The 16,746-nt window shown below is 64.5% G+C and carries 16 protein-coding genes; 8 read left to right on the forward strand and 8 right to left on the reverse strand.

The features are described from left to right. Positions 1 to 42: 42 nt before the first annotated feature. Complete coding sequence (locus EJ072_RS20525) at positions 43 to 1,083, reverse strand: endonuclease/exonuclease/phosphatase family protein (protein ID WP_126081039.1); 1,041 nt, start codon at positions 1,081 to 1,083, stop codon at positions 43 to 45. Between the two features lie 340 nt (positions 1,084 to 1,423). Here EJ072_RS20525 and EJ072_RS20530 point away from each other — a divergent pair, with 340 nt between their 5' ends. The 5 genes from EJ072_RS20530 to EJ072_RS20550 all read left to right on the forward strand — a co-directional run bounded on the left by EJ072_RS20530 (position 1,424) and on the right by EJ072_RS20550 (position 6,653). Further along, complete coding sequence (locus EJ072_RS20530; protein WP_126081040.1) at positions 1,424 to 2,776, forward strand: extracellular solute-binding protein; 1,353 nt, start codon at positions 1,424 to 1,426, stop codon at positions 2,774 to 2,776. A gap of 106 nt (positions 2,777 to 2,882) precedes the next feature. Continuing rightward, positions 2,883 to 3,767, forward strand: coding sequence for an ABC transporter permease subunit (locus tag EJ072_RS20535; protein WP_126081041.1), 885 nt, complete (start codon positions 2,883 to 2,885; stop codon positions 3,765 to 3,767). A gap of 8 nt (positions 3,768 to 3,775) precedes the next feature. Next, positions 3,776 to 4,690 (forward strand): ABC transporter permease subunit, encoded by a 915-nt coding sequence (locus EJ072_RS20540; protein WP_126081042.1) that lies wholly within the window; start codon positions 3,776 to 3,778, stop codon positions 4,688 to 4,690. A gap of 11 nt (positions 4,691 to 4,701) precedes the next feature. Beyond that, positions 4,702 to 5,808 carry a sn-glycerol-3-phosphate ABC transporter ATP-binding protein UgpC gene (gene ugpC, locus EJ072_RS20545; protein WP_126081043.1) on the forward strand — a complete coding sequence of 369 codons (1,107 nt, stop codon included), beginning with the start codon at positions 4,702 to 4,704 and terminating at the stop codon, positions 5,806 to 5,808. A gap of 47 nt (positions 5,809 to 5,855) precedes the next feature. After that, positions 5,856 to 6,653: a phosphodiesterase gene (locus EJ072_RS20550; RefSeq protein WP_126081044.1), complete on the forward strand. Its 798-nt coding sequence runs from the start codon at positions 5,856 to 5,858 to the stop codon at positions 6,651 to 6,653. Between the two features lies 1 nt (position 6,654). On the opposite strand, the gene EJ072_RS20555 is transcribed toward EJ072_RS20550, so the two are convergent. From EJ072_RS20555 to EJ072_RS20575, 5 genes are all read right to left on the reverse strand, one after another. After that, a complete protein-coding gene (locus EJ072_RS20555) occupies positions 6,655 to 7,053 on the reverse strand; it encodes a type II toxin-antitoxin system VapC family toxin (protein ID WP_126081045.1) in 399 nt (132 codons plus the stop codon). Then, positions 7,050 to 7,325, reverse strand: a complete 276-nt coding sequence (locus EJ072_RS20560; RefSeq protein WP_126081046.1) for an AbrB/MazE/SpoVT family DNA-binding domain-containing protein — start codon at positions 7,323 to 7,325, stop codon at positions 7,050 to 7,052. Before EJ072_RS20560 ends, EJ072_RS20555 begins: the two co-directional genes overlap by 4 nt. Positions 7,326 to 7,381: 56 nt before the next feature. Next, the gene (locus EJ072_RS20565; protein ID WP_126081047.1) at positions 7,382 to 8,464 is read right to left on the reverse strand and encodes an ABC transporter ATP-binding protein; all 1,083 of its coding nucleotides are present in this window, start codon (positions 8,462 to 8,464) and stop codon (positions 7,382 to 7,384) included. Continuing rightward, positions 8,461 to 10,035 carry an iron ABC transporter permease gene (locus tag EJ072_RS20570; protein WP_126081048.1) on the reverse strand — a complete coding sequence of 525 codons (1,575 nt, stop codon included), beginning with the start codon at positions 10,033 to 10,035 and terminating at the stop codon, positions 8,461 to 8,463. Before EJ072_RS20570 ends, EJ072_RS20565 begins: the two co-directional genes overlap by 4 nt. A 160-nt stretch (positions 10,036 to 10,195) precedes the next feature. Continuing rightward, on the reverse strand, positions 10,196 to 11,200 hold the full coding sequence (locus EJ072_RS20575; RefSeq protein ID WP_126081049.1) for an iron ABC transporter substrate-binding protein: 1,005 nt from the start codon (positions 11,198 to 11,200) through the stop codon (positions 10,196 to 10,198). A 204-nt stretch (positions 11,201 to 11,404) separates the two neighbouring features. On the opposite strand from EJ072_RS20575, the gene EJ072_RS20580 reads away from it, so the two are divergent. The 3 genes from EJ072_RS20580 to EJ072_RS20590 all read left to right on the forward strand — a co-directional run bounded on the left by EJ072_RS20580 (position 11,405) and on the right by EJ072_RS20590 (position 14,692). Next, positions 11,405 to 11,941 (forward strand): sigma-70 family RNA polymerase sigma factor, encoded by a 537-nt coding sequence (locus EJ072_RS20580; protein ID WP_126081050.1) that lies wholly within the window; start codon positions 11,405 to 11,407, stop codon positions 11,939 to 11,941. A gap of 1 nt (position 11,942) precedes the next feature. Beyond that, positions 11,943 to 12,581, forward strand: coding sequence for an NrsF family protein (locus tag EJ072_RS20585; RefSeq protein WP_126081051.1), 639 nt, complete (start codon positions 11,943 to 11,945; stop codon positions 12,579 to 12,581). 152 nt (positions 12,582 to 12,733) lie between these two features. Beyond that, positions 12,734 to 14,692 carry a PAS domain S-box protein gene (locus tag EJ072_RS20590; RefSeq protein WP_245466922.1) on the forward strand — a complete coding sequence of 653 codons (1,959 nt, stop codon included), beginning with the start codon at positions 12,734 to 12,736 and terminating at the stop codon, positions 14,690 to 14,692. A 30-nt stretch (positions 14,693 to 14,722) separates the two neighbouring features. Here EJ072_RS20590 and EJ072_RS20595 read toward each other — a convergent pair whose 3' ends face one another. Together EJ072_RS20595 and EJ072_RS20600 are read right to left on the reverse strand one after the other, a co-directional pair. Continuing rightward, a complete protein-coding gene (locus tag EJ072_RS20595; protein ID WP_126081053.1) occupies positions 14,723 to 15,601 on the reverse strand; it encodes a 3-hydroxybutyryl-CoA dehydrogenase in 879 nt (292 codons plus the stop codon). Positions 15,602 to 15,802: 201 nt separating this feature from the next. Then, on the reverse strand, positions 15,803 to 16,732 hold the full coding sequence (locus tag EJ072_RS20600; protein WP_126081054.1) for an electron transfer flavoprotein subunit alpha/FixB family protein: 930 nt from the start codon (positions 16,730 to 16,732) through the stop codon (positions 15,803 to 15,805). Positions 16,733 to 16,746 lie beyond the last annotated feature (14 nt).

Consider the following 16,746-nt stretch of genomic DNA (forward strand, 5'->3'; position numbering starts at 1 on the left):
CATTGGGCCGAGCCAGCGGGAATTGGTCGATCCTGAAGGCCGTCACTTCACCCGCACCGTGACCACCAGCGCCTCGTGGTCGGCGCTCGGGCTGCCGTCCGGCAAGACCGCCGGCAGCGTCGCGGGTGCGCTTGCCGAAGGGCCGCGGGTGAAGAACCAGTCGATATGGCCGGCGGGCGTCAGGTCGCCGGCCGCGCGCCGCTGCGTCGGCTTGTCGAAGGCGTTGGCCTCGCGCCAGTCGTAGCCACGCTCGGCAAACACCGCGAACAAGGGCTCATGACGCTCCGGGCACATCAGCCGGTCCGGTTCGGCGGCGATGCGCTTTCGCCACGCGTCTGGGTCGTCATTGCGTTCGGGATAGGTGGCGGTGAGCGTGTTGAAGTCGCCGCCGATGAGAACAGGCGTTTCCGCATCATATCTGTCGATGGCATCGAGCAGATGGCGGGTCTGGTCGGCGCGGCCTGCTGGCGTGGTGCGGTTCTCGAGATGCACCGAAACGACGGTCACACGGCGGTCGCCTAACATCACCTGGCCGCCGAGCGCCATGCGGCCGCCGATGCGTGGCTGGCCGTGCTCCGGCAGGAACCAGGCGCCAGCGGCGTCGAAGCGAACGAGAAAAGGCCGCAGCAGCGGAACGGTGCTGGTTATGGCGTTGCCGTGGAAGCCCTCCGCATTCTCGGCGCCGCCATTTGCCGCCTGCTCCGTCTCATTGCCGGTGCCGAGTTCGAGGAACTCGACGCCATAGGCGTAGGAATGGCCCAGGCGATCAGCAAGCCGGCTCAAAAGATGGCCGTTGCCGGAGCGCGCCATGCCCTTGTCGACTTCCGACAGCAGCACGACGTGTGGCGCCTGGCCGGCGATGATTTCGGCGATGGCATCAACGTGGCGCAGCCGCTCGACATTCCAGGCCATGACGGTCAGGCTCTCACCGGCGCTTTCACGCGAAGCCTTGCCGCCGATCTCAATCTCGCCGAGGGCGGGAACGGCGGCGGCGTGGCGCAGATGGGTGGCGCTGTCGCGCGGCCCGTCCCGCATGGCGTTGCGGACGGCGACGGGCACGTGCGTGAGCTGCGGAACCAGCATGTCTTGTCTCATTCAGTTAGCCGGTTAATCAAAGAGGTCTTTTCACCGCTTGGCGGCGCCCTAGCTACCTGATCAGGATGACGTTTCGTTGAATCGCCATCCTGATCCAATTCTTTGTTGGAGCATGATCTTGTCCGAAAACCGGTTCCCACTTTTCGGGATCATGCTCTAGAGCGCCGATGTGACGTTTTCATGCCGGCGCTGCCGCTGCCAGGGGAGGAGAGACTGGCTGTCCACAGGGGCTTCGGGCCCACAACAGAACTGTCACATACCTTCTCTATGAGAGCGGGCAAGGACTTGCGCAAAACCCTTGTCACACTGCCACTCAAGAGGGAAGACCATGACGATCATCAAGCGGGGCTTTGCTGCCCTTGCCGCCAGCGCGCTCAGCACCGCGCTTGCGGTTCCTGCTATTGCCGAGCCGGTCAAATTCGATTTCTGGTTCGGTCTTTCGGGCGATCTCGCCCGCGTCGTCGACACGCTGTGCAAGAACTTCAACGCTTCGCAGAAGGACTACGAGGTCGTTTGCACCAGCCAGGGCAATTACGACGCCACGCTGCAGAACACGATCGCCGCCTTCCGCGCCGGCAAGCAGCCCACCGTCGTCCAGGTCTATGACGTCGGCACCGCCACCATGATGCTGTCGGGCGCCTACAAGCCCGCCGACAAGCTGATGGAGGAGAACGGCTACAAGATCGACTACAGCGACTATTTCCCCGGCATCGCCCGCTATTACGCGACGTCGAAGGGCGAGATGCTGTCCTTCCCGTTCAACTCCTCGACGGCGCTGATGTACTGGAACAAGGACGCCTTCGCCAAGATCGGCAAGACCGAGGCGCCGAAGACCTGGGAAGATGTCGGCGCCGACCTCAAGGCGCTGAAGGACGCCGGCTATGACTGCCCGATGGCGATCAACATCTCGGCCAACGAAAGCTGGCAGCTGATGGAGCAGTTCTCGGCGCTGCACAACCAGCCGATCGCCACCAAGAACAACGGTTATGACGGCCTCGATGCGCGTCTGGAAGTCAACAAGACCAAGTTCGTCCAGTATGTCACCGACTTGAAGAAGTGGTATGACGCGGGTCTGATCAAGATCAAATCCAAGGATCTCGGCCAGGACATGGTGCAGGCCTTCGCCACCGGCACCTGCCAGGTCATCCTGACTTCGGTCGGCGACCACGGCACTGTCGGCCGCACCCAGAAGGAAGGCATGAGCTGGGATGTCGCCGAGCTGCCGGTCTATGCCGGCACCGAGCGCAAGAACTCTTTGGTCGGCGGCGCCTCGCTGTGGGTGCTGTCCGGCAAGTCGGACGCCGAATACAAGGGCGCGGCCGCCTTCCTCAACTTCATCCACGACCCCAAGACCGCTTTGTTCTGGTCGACCAACACCGGCTATATCCCGGTGACGAAATCGGGCTTCGATTTCATGAAATCCAACGGCTTCTACGACAAGGCGCCTTATAAGGGCCGCGAGGTGGCCATCGCCAGCCTGACCGCGTCGGAGCCGACCGAGATCACCCGCGGCATCCGCCTCGGCAACTTCACCCAGATCCGCGCCGAGTTCGGCACGCAGATGCAGGCGATCTTCGCCAACAAGGTCAGCGTGCAGGAAGGCCTCGACACCCTGGTCAAGAACGGCGACGCCATCCTCGATCGCTTCCAGCAGACCTATCCAGGTAAGACCCTGCCCTGATCCCGGATAGCGCAACGGCCGCCCGTCGAGATTCGACGGGCGGCCATTTCATATCTAGTTTGTCCCGCGAAGGCGGGCTGATGGATTCCACTGCATCGGCGGATCGATGGAAAAACGCGTCACTTTCGGCAGATGGACGATCGGCATCCTGTTCGCGGTGCCGCAGCTCATCCTGATCTTCACCTTCTTCTACTGGCCGGCCGGCCAGGCGGTCTACTGGTCGCTGACGCTGCAGCAGCCCTGGGGTGGCGGCAACATCTGGGTCGGGCTCGACAATTTCCGCTCGATCCTCGCCAATGCCGACTACTGGAATTCCATCACCGCCAGCATGATCTTCGCCGGGATCAGCACGGGCCTGGCGATGGTCATCGCGCTGGTGCTCGCCGCCCTGACCGACCGGCAGCTCGCCGGCTCGTGGCTCTATCGCGTGGTGCTGATCTGGCCTTACGGCATCGCCGCGCCGGCGCTGGCGCTGGCATTTCGTTTCATCCTGGCGCCGGAAGCCGGCTTCATGGCCGTCGTCAACAAGGTTTGGCCGGGCTTCTGGGACCCCGGCCTCGACGGCGCCGACGCGATGGCATCCGTCATCATCGCCTTTTCCTGGAAATATGTCGGCTACAACTTCATCTTCTTCCTCGCTGCCTTGCAGGCGATCCCGCGTTCGCTGATCGAGGCGGCGGCGATGGACGGCTCCGGCGTCATCCGGCGGTTCTGGGACATCCAGTTCCCGCTGATCACGCCGACGATCTTCTTCCTGCTGGTCATCAACATCACCGAGAGTTTCCAGGATTCCTTCGGCATCGTCGACATCATGACCGCCGGCGGGCCGGCCAATGCCACCAATCTGATGGTTTACAAGATCTATTCCGACGGCTTCAAAGGCCTGGATTACTCCGGCGCGGCCGCGCAGAGCATCATCCTGATGCTCTTGATCATCGCGCTCACCATCGTCCAGTTCCGCTTCATCGAGCGGCGCGTGCATTATCGTTGAGGCGGGCCATGGTCGAGCGCACTCCGATCCTCAATTTCTTCACGCATCTCATCCTGTTCGCCGGCTTCGTCTTCTGCGTGGCGCCGTTCGTCATCGTGGCGATCGCCGCCTCGCACAATCTGAAGGACGTCAACGACGTGCCGATGTCGCTGCTGCCGGGCAGCGATTTCTGGGTCAACATCAAGACGGCCTGGACGACGGCCGATCTCGGCCCGAAGCTGCTCAATTCCTTCATCATGGCGTTTGGCGTTGCCGCCGGCAAAGTGATCATCTCGGCGCTCACCGCCTTCTCGATCGTCTATTTCCGCTATCCCGGCCGCATGCTGATCTTCTGGCTGATCTTCATCACGCTGATGCTGCCGCTCGAAGTGCGCATCGTGCCGACCTATGCGGTGGTCGCCAATGTGCTCGAGCCTTATCAGACGATAATGGACCTAACAGGGCTGTCCTGGCTGATCGAAAAGGTGTCTGGGGTTCAGGTCCAGCTCAGCCTGGGGCTGCTCAATTCCTATAGCGGCCTGATCCTGCCGCTGGTCGCGACCGCCACCGGCACGTTCCTTTACCGCCAGTTCTTCCTGACCGTGCCGGACGAATTGACCGAGGCGGCGCGCATGGACGGGGCCGGCGCGCTGCGCTTCTTCGTCGATATCCTTCTGCCGCTGTCGCGCAACAACATGGCGGCGCTCGGCACCATCATGTTCCTGTGGGCCTGGAACCAGTATCTGTGGCCATTGCTCATCACCACCGACCAGTCGCATGCGATGGCGGTGACCGAGTTGAAGCAGCTCATCCCCAATGTCGGCGGCGCGCCGGAATGGCATATCGCCATGGCTGGCACACTGATCATCATGCTGCCGCCTATGATCGTCGTGGTGCTGATGCAGCGCTGGTTCGTGCGCGGCCTGATCGCCACCGAAAAATAAGGAGACAGGAAATGGCCTCCATCACCATTCGCGGCGTCAAGAAGAACTATGCCAAGACGCAGGTCGTGCACGGCGTCGACCTCGACTTCGCCTCGGGCGAATTCGTCGTCATCCTGGGACCCTCCGGCTGCGGCAAGTCCACGCTGCTCAGGATGATCGCAGGGCTGGAAGAGATATCCGACGGCACGATCGCCATCGACGGCACGGTCGTCAACAAGCTCGAGCCGCGCGAGCGCGGCTGCGCCATGGTGTTTCAGAATTACGCGCTCTACCCGCATATGAGCGTGGCGCAGAACATCGGCTATTCGCTGAAGGTGGCCGGCGTTCCGTCGGCCGAACGGACCCAGCGCATCCAGGCGGTGGCGCGCGTCCTGGAACTGGAGCACCTGCTCGACCGCAAGCCGATGGCGCTGTCCGGCGGCCAGCGCCAGCGCGTCGCCATGGGCCGCGCCATGATCCGGGAGCCGAAGGTGTTCCTCTTCGACGAGCCGCTCTCCAACCTCGACGCCAAGCTGCGCGTGCAGATGCGTTCGGAAATCCGCAAGCTGCACCGGCGGCTCAATGCCACCTCCGTCTTCGTCACGCATGATCAGGTCGAGGCGATGACACTGGCCGACCGGCTGGTGGTAATGAATGGCGGCCGCGTCGAGCAGGTCGGCACGCCGGCGGAAGTCTACGGCCGGCCGGCAAGCCGCTTCGTCGCCACCTTCGTCGGCGCGCCGGCGATGAACATGCTCGAAGGCACGGTGACGCTCGACGGCATTTCGCTGCTCGGCGGCAGCCGCAAGCTCAGCGTGTCGCGCACGGGCCTTGCCGTGGGCTCGAAGGTCGCGGTCGGCGTCCGGCCGGAAGCGGTGCGCATGGTGGCGCCGGGGACGCCCGGAGCGCTCGCGGCGACGGTCGACCTCATCGAGGAATTGGGCGCCGGCCGTGTCATCTATGTCGATCTCGACGGCGCGCCGTTCTCCGTCGTGACGTCTGAGGCCGTCCACCCCGAACCGGGCAGCACGATCGGCCTGCAGTTCGCCGAATCGGACCTGCACTTCTTCTCCTCGGAGACAGGCGGTAGGCTGGAGGTGTTCAAGGCTTCTGTGCCGGAGCCGGCGCTCCAAGGATGATCCCTTTCCGTCGGCTTTTGCGAACATTTTGATTGAGGGTTCAGGGCATGAAGGTCATCCAGGTTACGGACGTCCATCTCGGTCGTCTGCGCGAGATACGATATGGCGCGAACCTGAATGAGCGGCTCGATCGTTGCATCGACCATATCAATCAGCGCCACAGCGATGCGGCGCTCTGCATCTTCACCGGCGACCTGACCGACGACGGCGAGGCCGACAGCTATGCCGACCTGAAGGCGGCGCTGAGCCGGCTTGCCGTGCCTTACCGGCTGCTGCCTGGAAACCACGACCGGCGCGCCAACCTCATCGCCGCCTTCCCGGAAAACGGGACCGACGGAAACGGTTTCGTGCAGTCGGTTTTCGACACGCCGGAAGGGCGGCTCATTTTCCTCGACAGCCTGGCGGAAGGCCGCGTCACCGGCGAGTTGTGCGACGACCGGCTCGGCTGGCTCGATGCCAGGCTCGCCGAGGTGGCGGGGAAGGCGGCCTATATCTTCCTGCACCATCCGCCGGTCGAGCTCGGGCTTACGCTGCTCGACCCGCTCGGGCTCGAGCAGCCGCAGCGGCTCATCGACGTGCTGACGCGCCACGGCAATGTCCGCTACATCTTCTTCGGCCATGTCCACCGCGACATCGCCGGCACCGTCGCCGGCATTCCGTTCTCGGTGCAACGGGGCCTGCATGCCCGCTTCATGCTCGACGTGGTCGGCGACGAGATGGTCGAGCAGGCGCCGCCCGCCTATTCGATCATCCTGATCGACGGGCAGCGCGTCGTTATCCACAGCCACGACTTTCTCGAGCAATGGCCGCTCTGGTCGCCGGCGACGGGACAACGCGTGCGGTAGATCACTCGAGCAGCAGTGTGGGCGTTCCCTGTCCTTCGACCAGCTTTGCCGCTTTTCTATCGAAGGACACGAAGGTTTTGCCGCCGAGCCACTGACCGTCGAACGCTATCACGCCGTCGGCGAAATCTCCGCCGGCGTCGAGCACGGCCTGGCCAGCCTCGATCGTTGGTCGGTTGGCTACGACGTTGCGCATATCGAGGATGCGACGGATCGAGGCTGATATGTCGGGCCGCGCGACCCGGTAGCTTCTGTCCAGCACCCAAACGAACTCGCAGAGCGCTTGAACGCTGATCGCGACCAGTTCGGCCCTTTCCAGGGTCTCGGCTGCGGTCTGCTGCTGCGCTTCGTCGTCCCCGACAATGAGCCACAACAGCACGTTGGTGTCGAGGCTGACCTTCACTTGCGCTCGATTCCGCGCATCCCGCTCGAAGCGCCGGCGTCGGCGATCGCATCGTTGATCTCCTCGATCGAAAGCCGGGCGCCGTTGGTTTTGCCCTTGAGCATCCCGCTCAGCTCTTGCCAGGAGCCCTTGCCCTGGTCGGCTTTCAGCTCCGCCCGGCCACCAGGTAGAAGATCAAGCCTGATCTTGTCACCGGGCTGGATGCGGAGGTGCTTGAGCACATCCTTCCGGAACGTGACTTGGCCACGCGCTGTAACTGTCAATGTCGTCATGGTGCAGCCTCCGGCTGCTGAAGATAATGCAGAATTGCATTATTTCAAGGCGGAGATTAAGCGAATACGTGCGCCTTGCCGGTGACGGTCAGCCGCACGATCTCGCCGATGGACGGCGCGTCCATGCCTGTCCTGCGCAAGACGAGCGGCGTGTTGCCGATGGCGGCCGCGTCCGGCGGATCCGGGCTGTTGAGCAGCCGTACCGCCACGGTGCAGACGGCGCCCGCGAATTCGCAGTCCGTCACCTCGCCGAACAGCATGTCCGGCGTGCCCGACATACCTTCGCGGGAGGTGAGCTTGAGCAGGATTTGCTCGGGCCGCAGCATGATGCGCGCGACATCGCGCCGTTCCTTCGTATCGACGGCGATGCGGCCGAGCCGCGACACTGCGAAGCCATCCGCGATCCTGGCGGGCACGATGATGGCGTCGCCAAGGAATTCGGCGACCATCCTGTCCTTGGGCTGGAAATAGAGCTCGCGCGGCGTCCCGACCTGCGAGAACAGGCCGTCGCGCATCACCGCCACCTGGCTGGCGAAGGACAGCGCTTCGGCTTGGTCGTGCGTGACCAGGATGGTGGTGATGCCCGCCTCTTCCAGAAGCTCTGCCACCGCTTTGCGCATCGAAGCGCGAAGCCCGGTGTCGAGCGCCGAGAAGGGTTCGTCGAGCAGCATCAGCCGCGGCTTCATCGCCATGGCGCGGGCAAGCGCGACGCGCTGCTGCTGGCCGCCGGAAAGCTCATGCGGCCGGCGTTTCAGGACCGCCTTGTCCAGCCCGACGATATAGGCAAGCTCGACGATATGCTCGGCCCGCTTGTCGGCATTCCGCGCGATGCCGAAACCGATATTGTCGGCGATGCTGAGATGCGGGAACAGGGCACCGTCCTGGGCCACCACGCCGATCCCACGGCGATGCGCCGGCACGGCCGCGTCGCCATTGGCGAGCACCTTGCCGTCAAGCGCGATGCGGCCGCGGTCCGGCGCCTCGAAGCCGGCGATCAGCCTGAGCAAGGTGGTCTTGCCGCAGCCGGACGGCCCGACGATCGCGGTGCGGCTGCCGCTTTCGACCTGAAGGTCGACACCGGCCAGCGCCGTCACCGGACCATACTTCTTGGCGACATCGCTCAGTTCGAGAAAGCTCATCGTCCGGCCATCCGCTTCGACTGGACGTAGAGCCACCAGGTCATCGGCAGCGACATCGCCACCATGATCAACGCGTAAGGAGCGGCGGAGGCGTAGTCGATCTCGCTGCTGTAGGACCAGAAGGCCATCGCCAGGGTGCGGGTGCCGTTGGGCGCCAGCATCTGGGTGGCGGTGAGCTCGTTGGTGATGCCGAGCGCCACCATCGCCATGCCGGCCGCGGCGCCGGGCGCCGACAGGCGGATGGTTGTCGCCCACAGTGCCTTGACTGGCGGCCGGCCGAGGCTGGAAGCGGCACGCTCCAACTCCACCGGAGCCTGCGCGATCGAAGCGCGCAGGCTTATCAGCGCGCGCGGCAGGAACATCAGCGCATAGCCGAACAGGATGGTGAACAGCGTCTGGTAGAGCGGCAGCGCGACGCGTACGGTGATCGTCACCAGCGCCAGCGCAATGACCACGCCCGGCAACGCGCCGACGATGTAGTTGCAGCCCTCGAGCAGGCGCTGCAGCCGGCCTGGCGCGCGGATCGAGATCCAGGCCATCGGCATGGCGGCAACCGTCGCGAGCACAGCGCCGACGATGGCGAGGAACAGCGTCTGGCCGAGCGCCAGGCCGATCTCGTCCCAGCGCCAGACATCCGCGCCGCCGGCGAGCAGCCAGCGGCCGACAGTGACGAAGGGCACGCCGAGCGACAGCAGTGCGACACCGGCCGGCAAAAGCAGGCAAGGCAGGGCGGCGCGGCCGAGGCGGGCACGCTGCTGCTTGCGTGCGGCGCCGGAACCGACACGCGCATAGCGCTCCTCGCCACGTATCATCACCTCGAGGGCGAGCAGGAAAAGGCAGCAAGCCACAAGCACGGCGGCCAGCATGTTGGCAGCCGGGCCGTTGAAGGTCGACTGGAACTGGTCGACGATCGCGGTGGTGAAGGTGTCGAAGCGAATGAAGACATAGAGGCCATATTCGGCCAGAAGATGCAGGCCGACCAGCAGCGAGCCGCCGCAGATGGCAAGCCTCAACTGCGGCAGTACGACGCGCGCGAAAACCCGCCACGGGCCAAGGCCAAGCGCCGCCGCCGCATCCTCCAGCGCCGGGTCGAGACGGCGCAACGCGGCGGAGATCGGCAGATAGAGGAACGGGAAATAGGCGATGACGGAGACCAGCACGCCGGCCCAGAGCCCGTGCAGGCCAGGGACAAAGCTGATCCAGGCATAGGAGTGCACGAAAGCAGGGATGGCGAGCGGCGCCACCGACAGCCACGACCACAGCCGATTGCCCGGCAGGTCGCTGCGTTCGGTCAGCCAAGCCAGCGCCACCGACAGCGCGATGGCGATCGGCACGGTGACGATGACGAGGAGCACCGTGTTGATCAGCAACTCGCCGACGCGCGGGCGGAAGATCAGCGCCACCACCGTATCCCAGCCGGTCTGGATCGCGATCCAGACGATGAAGCCGAGAGGCAGCAGCGCGATGAGCGAGATCAAAGCCGCGGCGAGCGTGATCCACGACATGGCCCGGCGCTTCTTCATTCCGGCCGCCGGCAGCGCGGAAGCCGTGAGGTGGATCGCGGACGCCATCAGTCGGAATAGGCCGCCCGGAAGCGACGTGATGAACCGCGGCCGCGGCCGCAAACGCAGATGATCGTCATCGACGAGGCCATCTCCAAAACAAAAGCGCTCCCACGGAAGCGAGTTCCCGCGGGAGCACGGTCGCTTGCCCTTTTAGGACGAACGCGAACTAAAGCAAGCCGGCTTGCGTCATCAGGTCGATGACCTTCTTGGAATTCAGCGTCGCCGGATCGATTTTCGGCGCCTGCAAGTCGGCCAGCGGCACCAGCTTCGGGTTGGACTGGGCATCCTTGCCGACCGCATATTCATACGACGTGCCCGTTTTCAGCACGTCCTGGCCGCCCTTGCCTGTCACCCACTTCAGGAACGCCTGGGCTTCCTTCTGATGCTTGCTGGAGGCCAGCACGCCGCCGCCCGATACCGAAACGAAGGCGCCCGGGTCCTGGTTCTTGAAATAATGCAGGCCGACATTCTTGCTGTTCTCGCCGGTCTTGGCCTGATCGCCGAACCAGTAATAGTGGTAGATCACGCCGCCATCGATCTCGCCGACATTGACCGCCTTCATGACAGTGCTGTTGCCTTTGTAGGCCGTGAAATTCTCCTTCATCGCCTTCAGCCAGTCGGCGGTCGCGGCCTCGCCCTTCAGCTGGAGCAGGGCGCTGACGATGGCCTGGAAGTCGGCGCCCGACGGCGAGGCGGCCCAGCGGCCTTTCCAGCTCGGATCGGCGAGGTCCAGCAGCGACTTGGGGAGCTGGTCTTCCTTCAGCTTGTCCTTGTTGTAGGCAAAGACGGTGCTGCGGGCCGCGACGCCGACCCACTTGCCGCTCGACGGCTGGTATTCCTGGGGAACCTGGGCGAGGGTGTCGGCGTCGACCGGGGCGAACAGACCGGCCGCCTCGACCAGCGCCATGGCCGGCGAATTCTCGGTCAGGAAGACGTCGGCCGGCGAGGCCGCGCCCTCGGCGACGATCTGGTTGGAGAAATCGCTGTCTCCGCCATTGCGCAGCGTGACCTTGATGCCGGTCTCCTTAGTGAAGCCGGCAGCCCATTCCTTGGCGAGGCTCTCATGCTGGGCATTGTAGACGACGATGCCTTGATCCTCCGCCATGGCCGGGCCGGCGATCACGCCGAGCGCCATCGCAGCGCCGGCGAGCGTGGAAAGGGCATTCTTCATGGGGCATCGTCCTCAAATCTGGAGACAGGGGTCAGGCTCGGCTCACCTACCAATACCTGATTATTGTAGTCAAGATTGTGCCCCTGCTTCAATCCGTCGCCATGCCGCAAACTTTCGTGATTTTGCGGCAGTTTGGCTTGGACATTATTTCGCCGGCCACGTAACAAACCAGGGCCGAGACGCGAACTTCGGGGGTAAACTCTTGTGACCGGCAAGGACGAGGCAGAGCTCTCCGGGCTGCTCAGGGCCGCGATCGCGGGAGACGAAAGGGCTTATGCCAACTTTCTGCATCGCATCGCCGCCCTCGTTCGCGGCTTTGTCCGGCGCAAGATCGTTCAGGGCGGAGTCGACCCCGAGGATGTCGTGCAGGAAACCTTGCTTGCCATTCATGTGAAACGCCACACCTGGCGGCCGGATGCGCCGGTGCTGCCCTGGGTCTACGCGATCGCCCGCTTCAAGCTTATCGACGCGTTCCGCCGGCGAGGGCGCCGCATCGAGGTCGAGATCGACGAGATCGCCGAGACCTTCGCCGAGCCGGAGACGGAGACGGTCAGCCAGCGCGACATAAATCGGGCGCTCGAGGGACTGCCGCCGACGCAACGCTCGGTCGTCTCGTCAATTTCGGTCGACGGTCATTCGATCGGCGAGACCGCCGCCAAGCTCGGCGTCAGTGAAACGGCTGTGCGCGTGTCGCTGCATCGCGGCCTCGCCGCGATCGCTAAAAGATTCGGGCGACAGTGACATGAGGACAGAGGATCTGATCAAAGCGCTCGACGCGGATGCCGGCAAGAAGGCCATGCCGATGGGCAAGGCCTGGTGGCTGGCGGTCTCCGTTGCCGTGGCGATCGCGGCAGCCGTGTTCTTCACGACCATCGGGCCGCGTCCCGACATCATGCCGGCCATGCACACGATGCGCTTCATGTCGAAATTCGTGTTCACGCTGGTGCTTGCGGTCAGCGCCTTCGCGCTGATCCGCGCGCTGTCGGTGCCGGGCGCTTCGACAAGGCAGAAGATGGCCTGGATGCTCGCCGCGCCGCTTTTGGTCGTGCTGGCGGTGGTCCTGGAGCTTTTCGTCGTACCCCAGGCCGATTGGGGCAAGCGGCTCGTCGGCTCGAACATGATGATCTGCATGACTTTCATCCCGCTGATCGGCATCGGCCCGCTGGCGGTCTTCCTCGGCATGCTGCGCTACGGCGCGCCGACCAGGCCGGTGCTTGCTGGCGCGGTGGCCGGGCTGCTCGCGGGCGGGCTCGCGGCAACCTTCTACGCCGCGCATTGTTTCGACGATTCGCCGCTCTTCGTCGCCACCTGGTATACGATCGCCATCGCCTTCCTGACGCTGCTCGGGGCTATCGGCGGGCGGCTTTTCGTGCGCTGGTAGCCCGCCGGGGCTGTTTCGAAACAGTCCTTTAATCATGCCGGCAATTGTTTGCCGGTTAGCGGAGCGATCGCCATCATCTGCGCAACCATTCCTTAAAACCGATCCGCCAGGGTTGCGGCAACGTGCAGTTGCGTGTTGGGGTGGGTCGCATCGTGGCGTGGTTGAACTGGAAAGGGCTTCGTGCCGACAGGCACGCCGCGCAGGGTTTGCTCGCAATCGGCCTGGTTGCCGCCGCCGCATCGATCCTGCTGCCACGCCTCGAATTTGGCGCCGACGCGCTGAGGCTCTGCCTGCAGATTTCCATCGCCATCACAGCCGCGACGCTGTTTCTGTCGGCCATGTTCATCCAACGCATCGTCGACGATCGCCGGCAGATCGCCGAGAGCGAACAGCGCTTCCGCCGGGCCATGGAGGATTCGGCGATCGGCGTCGCCATTGTCGGGCTCGACGGGCGCATCGTTCAGGCCAATCCGGCCTTCGCCGACATGCTCGGCTATACCCGATCGGAAATCGAGGCGCTGACGTTCCTCCAGATCACCCATCCCGACGACCTGCAGATCGGCCGCGAGACGATGATGAGCCTGAAGGAAGGCAAGATCCACTCCTTCCATTTCGAGAAGCGGTATCTGCACAAGGACGGTACTCCGGTCTGGGCGCAGCTTGCGGGCTCGGTCATCCGCGAAGAGGGGACAGGCCGCCCGCTCTATCTGGTGTCGCAGATCGAGGACATCGACGCCCGCAAGCAGGCCGAGGCGCGCATCGCCGAGGCCGAGACCCGTTGGAATTTCGCGCTCACCAGCACCGGACAGGGAGTCTGGAGCCTCGATATGCGCAAGGGTGGCACAACCTATTCCGAAACCTGGGCGAAGATGCTGGGCTATGCCGCTGGCGAGCTCGACGGAGACCCGGACCGCTGGCTGACCATGATCCATCCCGACGATCAGGCACGCGTCGCCGAGGCGGATCGCGCGCACCTTGCCGGCGAGACGCCCTTTTTCGAAGCCGAGTTCCGGATGCGCCACAAGGACGGCCACTGGGTCTGGATCCTCGACCGTGGCAAGACGATCGAGCGCGACGCCGAGGGCCGGGTGATCCGCGCCATCGGCAGCCTGACCGATATCACGCAGCGCAAGGAGGCCGAGACGCGGCTGATGGTTTCGGCGGCGATGCTGGCCGACGAGAAGGAGCGTCTGAGGGTCACGCTGCAGTCGATCGGCGACGCGGTGATTTGCACCGATGCCGCCAACCGCATCACCTTCATGAACCCCGTCGCGGAAAAGCTCACCGGCGTTGACGTCTGCGAAGCCCTTGGAAAGGTGCTCGGCCATGTCTATTGGGCGGTCGACGAGGAAAGCGGGCAGAGAATCGGCCTGACGCGTCCTTCGGCGTGCGAACAGCCTCGTTGCGACCAGAACACGCGCGCGGTTCTCGTGCGGCGCGACGACACGCGCTGCAGCATCCGCCAGGTGGTGTCGCCGATCATGAACGACCGCAAGCAGTTCTGCGGCCTGGTCATCGTCTTCCAGGACTTCACCGACGCGCGCGCCCTGCAGCGACAACTGGCCTACGCCGCCGCCCATGACGCGCTGACCGGGCTCGCCAACCGCTCGAGCTTCATGCGCACCATGGAGGAACTGGTCGACCAGTGCCGCCTCAATGGCGGCGAGCATCAGTTCATGTTCGTCGACCTCGACCACTTCAAGGCCGTCAACGACACCGGCGGCCATGCCGCGGGCGATGCGCTGCTCAGGCGCGTGGCCGACACCCTGCGCAATGTGCTTGGCCCGGAAGAGATCGTCGCGCGGCTCGGCGGCGACGAGTTCGCCGTCATCCTCAAATCGGGCGACGCGGCGCGCGGGCCGATCGCGGCGCGCTCGATCATCGATGCCATCTGCAACCTCAATTTCAGCTGGGACGGCCGCCCGCATTTGATCGGCGCCAGCATCGGGCTCGCGCCGATCCGCGCCGGTTGCGGCGAGGTGGATGAGATCATCGCCCGCGCCGATGCCGCCTGCTACGATGCCAAGGCGGCAGGCCGCGGCTGCGTTTCCGCCGCGCCGGACGAAGCTTCGAGAGATGTGCCGCCCATGCCGCTCGCCGCGGCGTCCTGAACGGCGTCGGAAGGGTTCAGCCGCGGAAGATCAGCGCGTCGGCACCGGATGGTCGCCGCGATAGTCGTAGAAGCCGCGACCAGTCTTGCGGCCGAGCCAGCCGGCCTCGACATATTTCACCAGCAGCGGACAAGGGCGGTATTTCGAGTCCGACAGGCCCTCATGCAGCACCTGCATGATCGACAGGCAGGTGTCGAGGCCGATGAAGTCGGCGAGCTGCAGCGGGCCCATCGGATGGTTGGCGCCGAGCCGCATGGCGGTATCGATGGCGTCGACCGTGCCGACGCCCTCATAGAGCGTGTAGATCGCCTCGTTGATCATCGGCAAAAGGATGCGGTTGACGATGAAGGCCGGGAAATCCTCGGAGACGGTGATCGTCTTGTCGAGGTGCTTCACATAGGTCTTGGCCGCCTCGAAGGTCTGGTCCTCGGTGGCGATGCCGCGCACTAGCTCGACCAGCTTCATCACCGGCACAGGATTCATGAAATGTATGCCGATGAAGCGCTCGGGACGGTCGGTCTGGGCGGCAAGCCGGGTGATCGAGATGGACGAGGTGTTGGTCGCCAGAATCGCTTCCGGATTGAGCTGCGGGCAGAGCTGCGCGTAGATCTTGCGCTTGACCGTCTCGTCCTCGGTCGCCGCCTCGATCACGAGGTCGGCGGCGGCGAGGTCGGCCATGGCCGGAGCGGCGGAGATGCGCGCCATCGCTTCGTTGCGCGCCTTTTCCTCAAGCTTGCCGGAACCGACTTGGCGGGCCATGTTGCCACTGATGGTGGCGATGCCCTTCTCGATCCGGTCGGCCGATATGTCGTGGATCAGGACCTTGTAGCCGCCCAGCGCAGAGACATGGGCGATACCGCCACCCATCTGACCCGCGCCGACAATGCCGATCGTCTCGATCTTGCTCATGAACCCCGATCCCGTCCGGAACGTCCGCACTTCCTTGAAGTACAAAGACGCTCCTGCTTGTTTGTTTCCCGCAATCCGGAGGCGAACCGCCGGATTGGCTCCGGACCTTGATGGCCCGCTTTTTGTGCAGTGCAAACTAAAAGGGCGGGGCGACTTCGTCTACCCCACCCTTTGGATTTTAATATGCCAGAACGGACGGCGTCAAAGCGCCTTTTGCAGCTCCGGCAAAATGACGAAGAGATCGCCGACCAAGCCGTAATCGGCAACCTGGAAGATCGGCGCCTCCTCGTCCTTGTTGATGGCGACGATCACCTTGGAGTCCTTCATGCCGGCCAGGTGCTGGATGGCGCCGGAGATGCCGACGGCAATGTAGAGGTCGGGCGCGACCACCTTGCCGGTCTGGCCGACCTGCCAGTCGTTCGGGGCATAGCCCGCGTCGACCGCGGCGCGGGACGCGCCGACCGCGGCGCCGAGCTTGTCGGCGACCGGCAGGATGACTTCCTGGAACTTCTCCGAAGAGCCGAGCGCGCGGCCGCCGGAGATGATGATCTTGGCCGAGGTCAGTTCCGGACGATCGTTCTCCGAGAGCTTGTTCTCGACGAAGGACGACAGGCCGGGGTTGGCGGCGGCGCCGACCGTCTCGACCGCGGCAGAACCACCTTCCGGCGCTGCCGCGAAGGAGGCGGTGCGCACCGTGATGACCTTCTTGGCGTCGGTCGACTGGACGGTCTGGATGGCGTTGCCGGCATAGATCGGCCGCTTGAAGGTGTCAGGCGAGACCACTTCGATGATTTCCGACACCTGGGCGACGTCGAGCAGGGCGGCGACGCGCGGCGCGATGTTCTTGCCGGCGGAAGTGGCCGGCGCGATGATCGTGTCGTAGCCGCCCGCAAGCGAGACGACGAGAGCCGCAGTCGGCTCGGCGAGGCGTTCCGAAAGCTCGTCCGCTTCGGCCAGCAGCACTTTCCGAACGCCCTTCAGCTTGGCGGCGGCGTCGGCCGCGCCCTTGGCGCCCTTGCCGGCCACCAGCACGTCGACTTCCGCGCCGATCTGGAGCGCCGCCGACAGCGCCTTGGCGGTCTGGTCGGAAAGGCTTGCGTTGTCGTGTTCGGCGATGAGGAGAATTGCCATTGTCTTTATCCTTT

The sequence above is a fragment of the Mesorhizobium sp. M2A.F.Ca.ET.046.03.2.1 genome (assembly GCF_003952425.1).
Classification (GTDB): domain Bacteria; phylum Pseudomonadota; class Alphaproteobacteria; order Rhizobiales; family Rhizobiaceae; genus Mesorhizobium.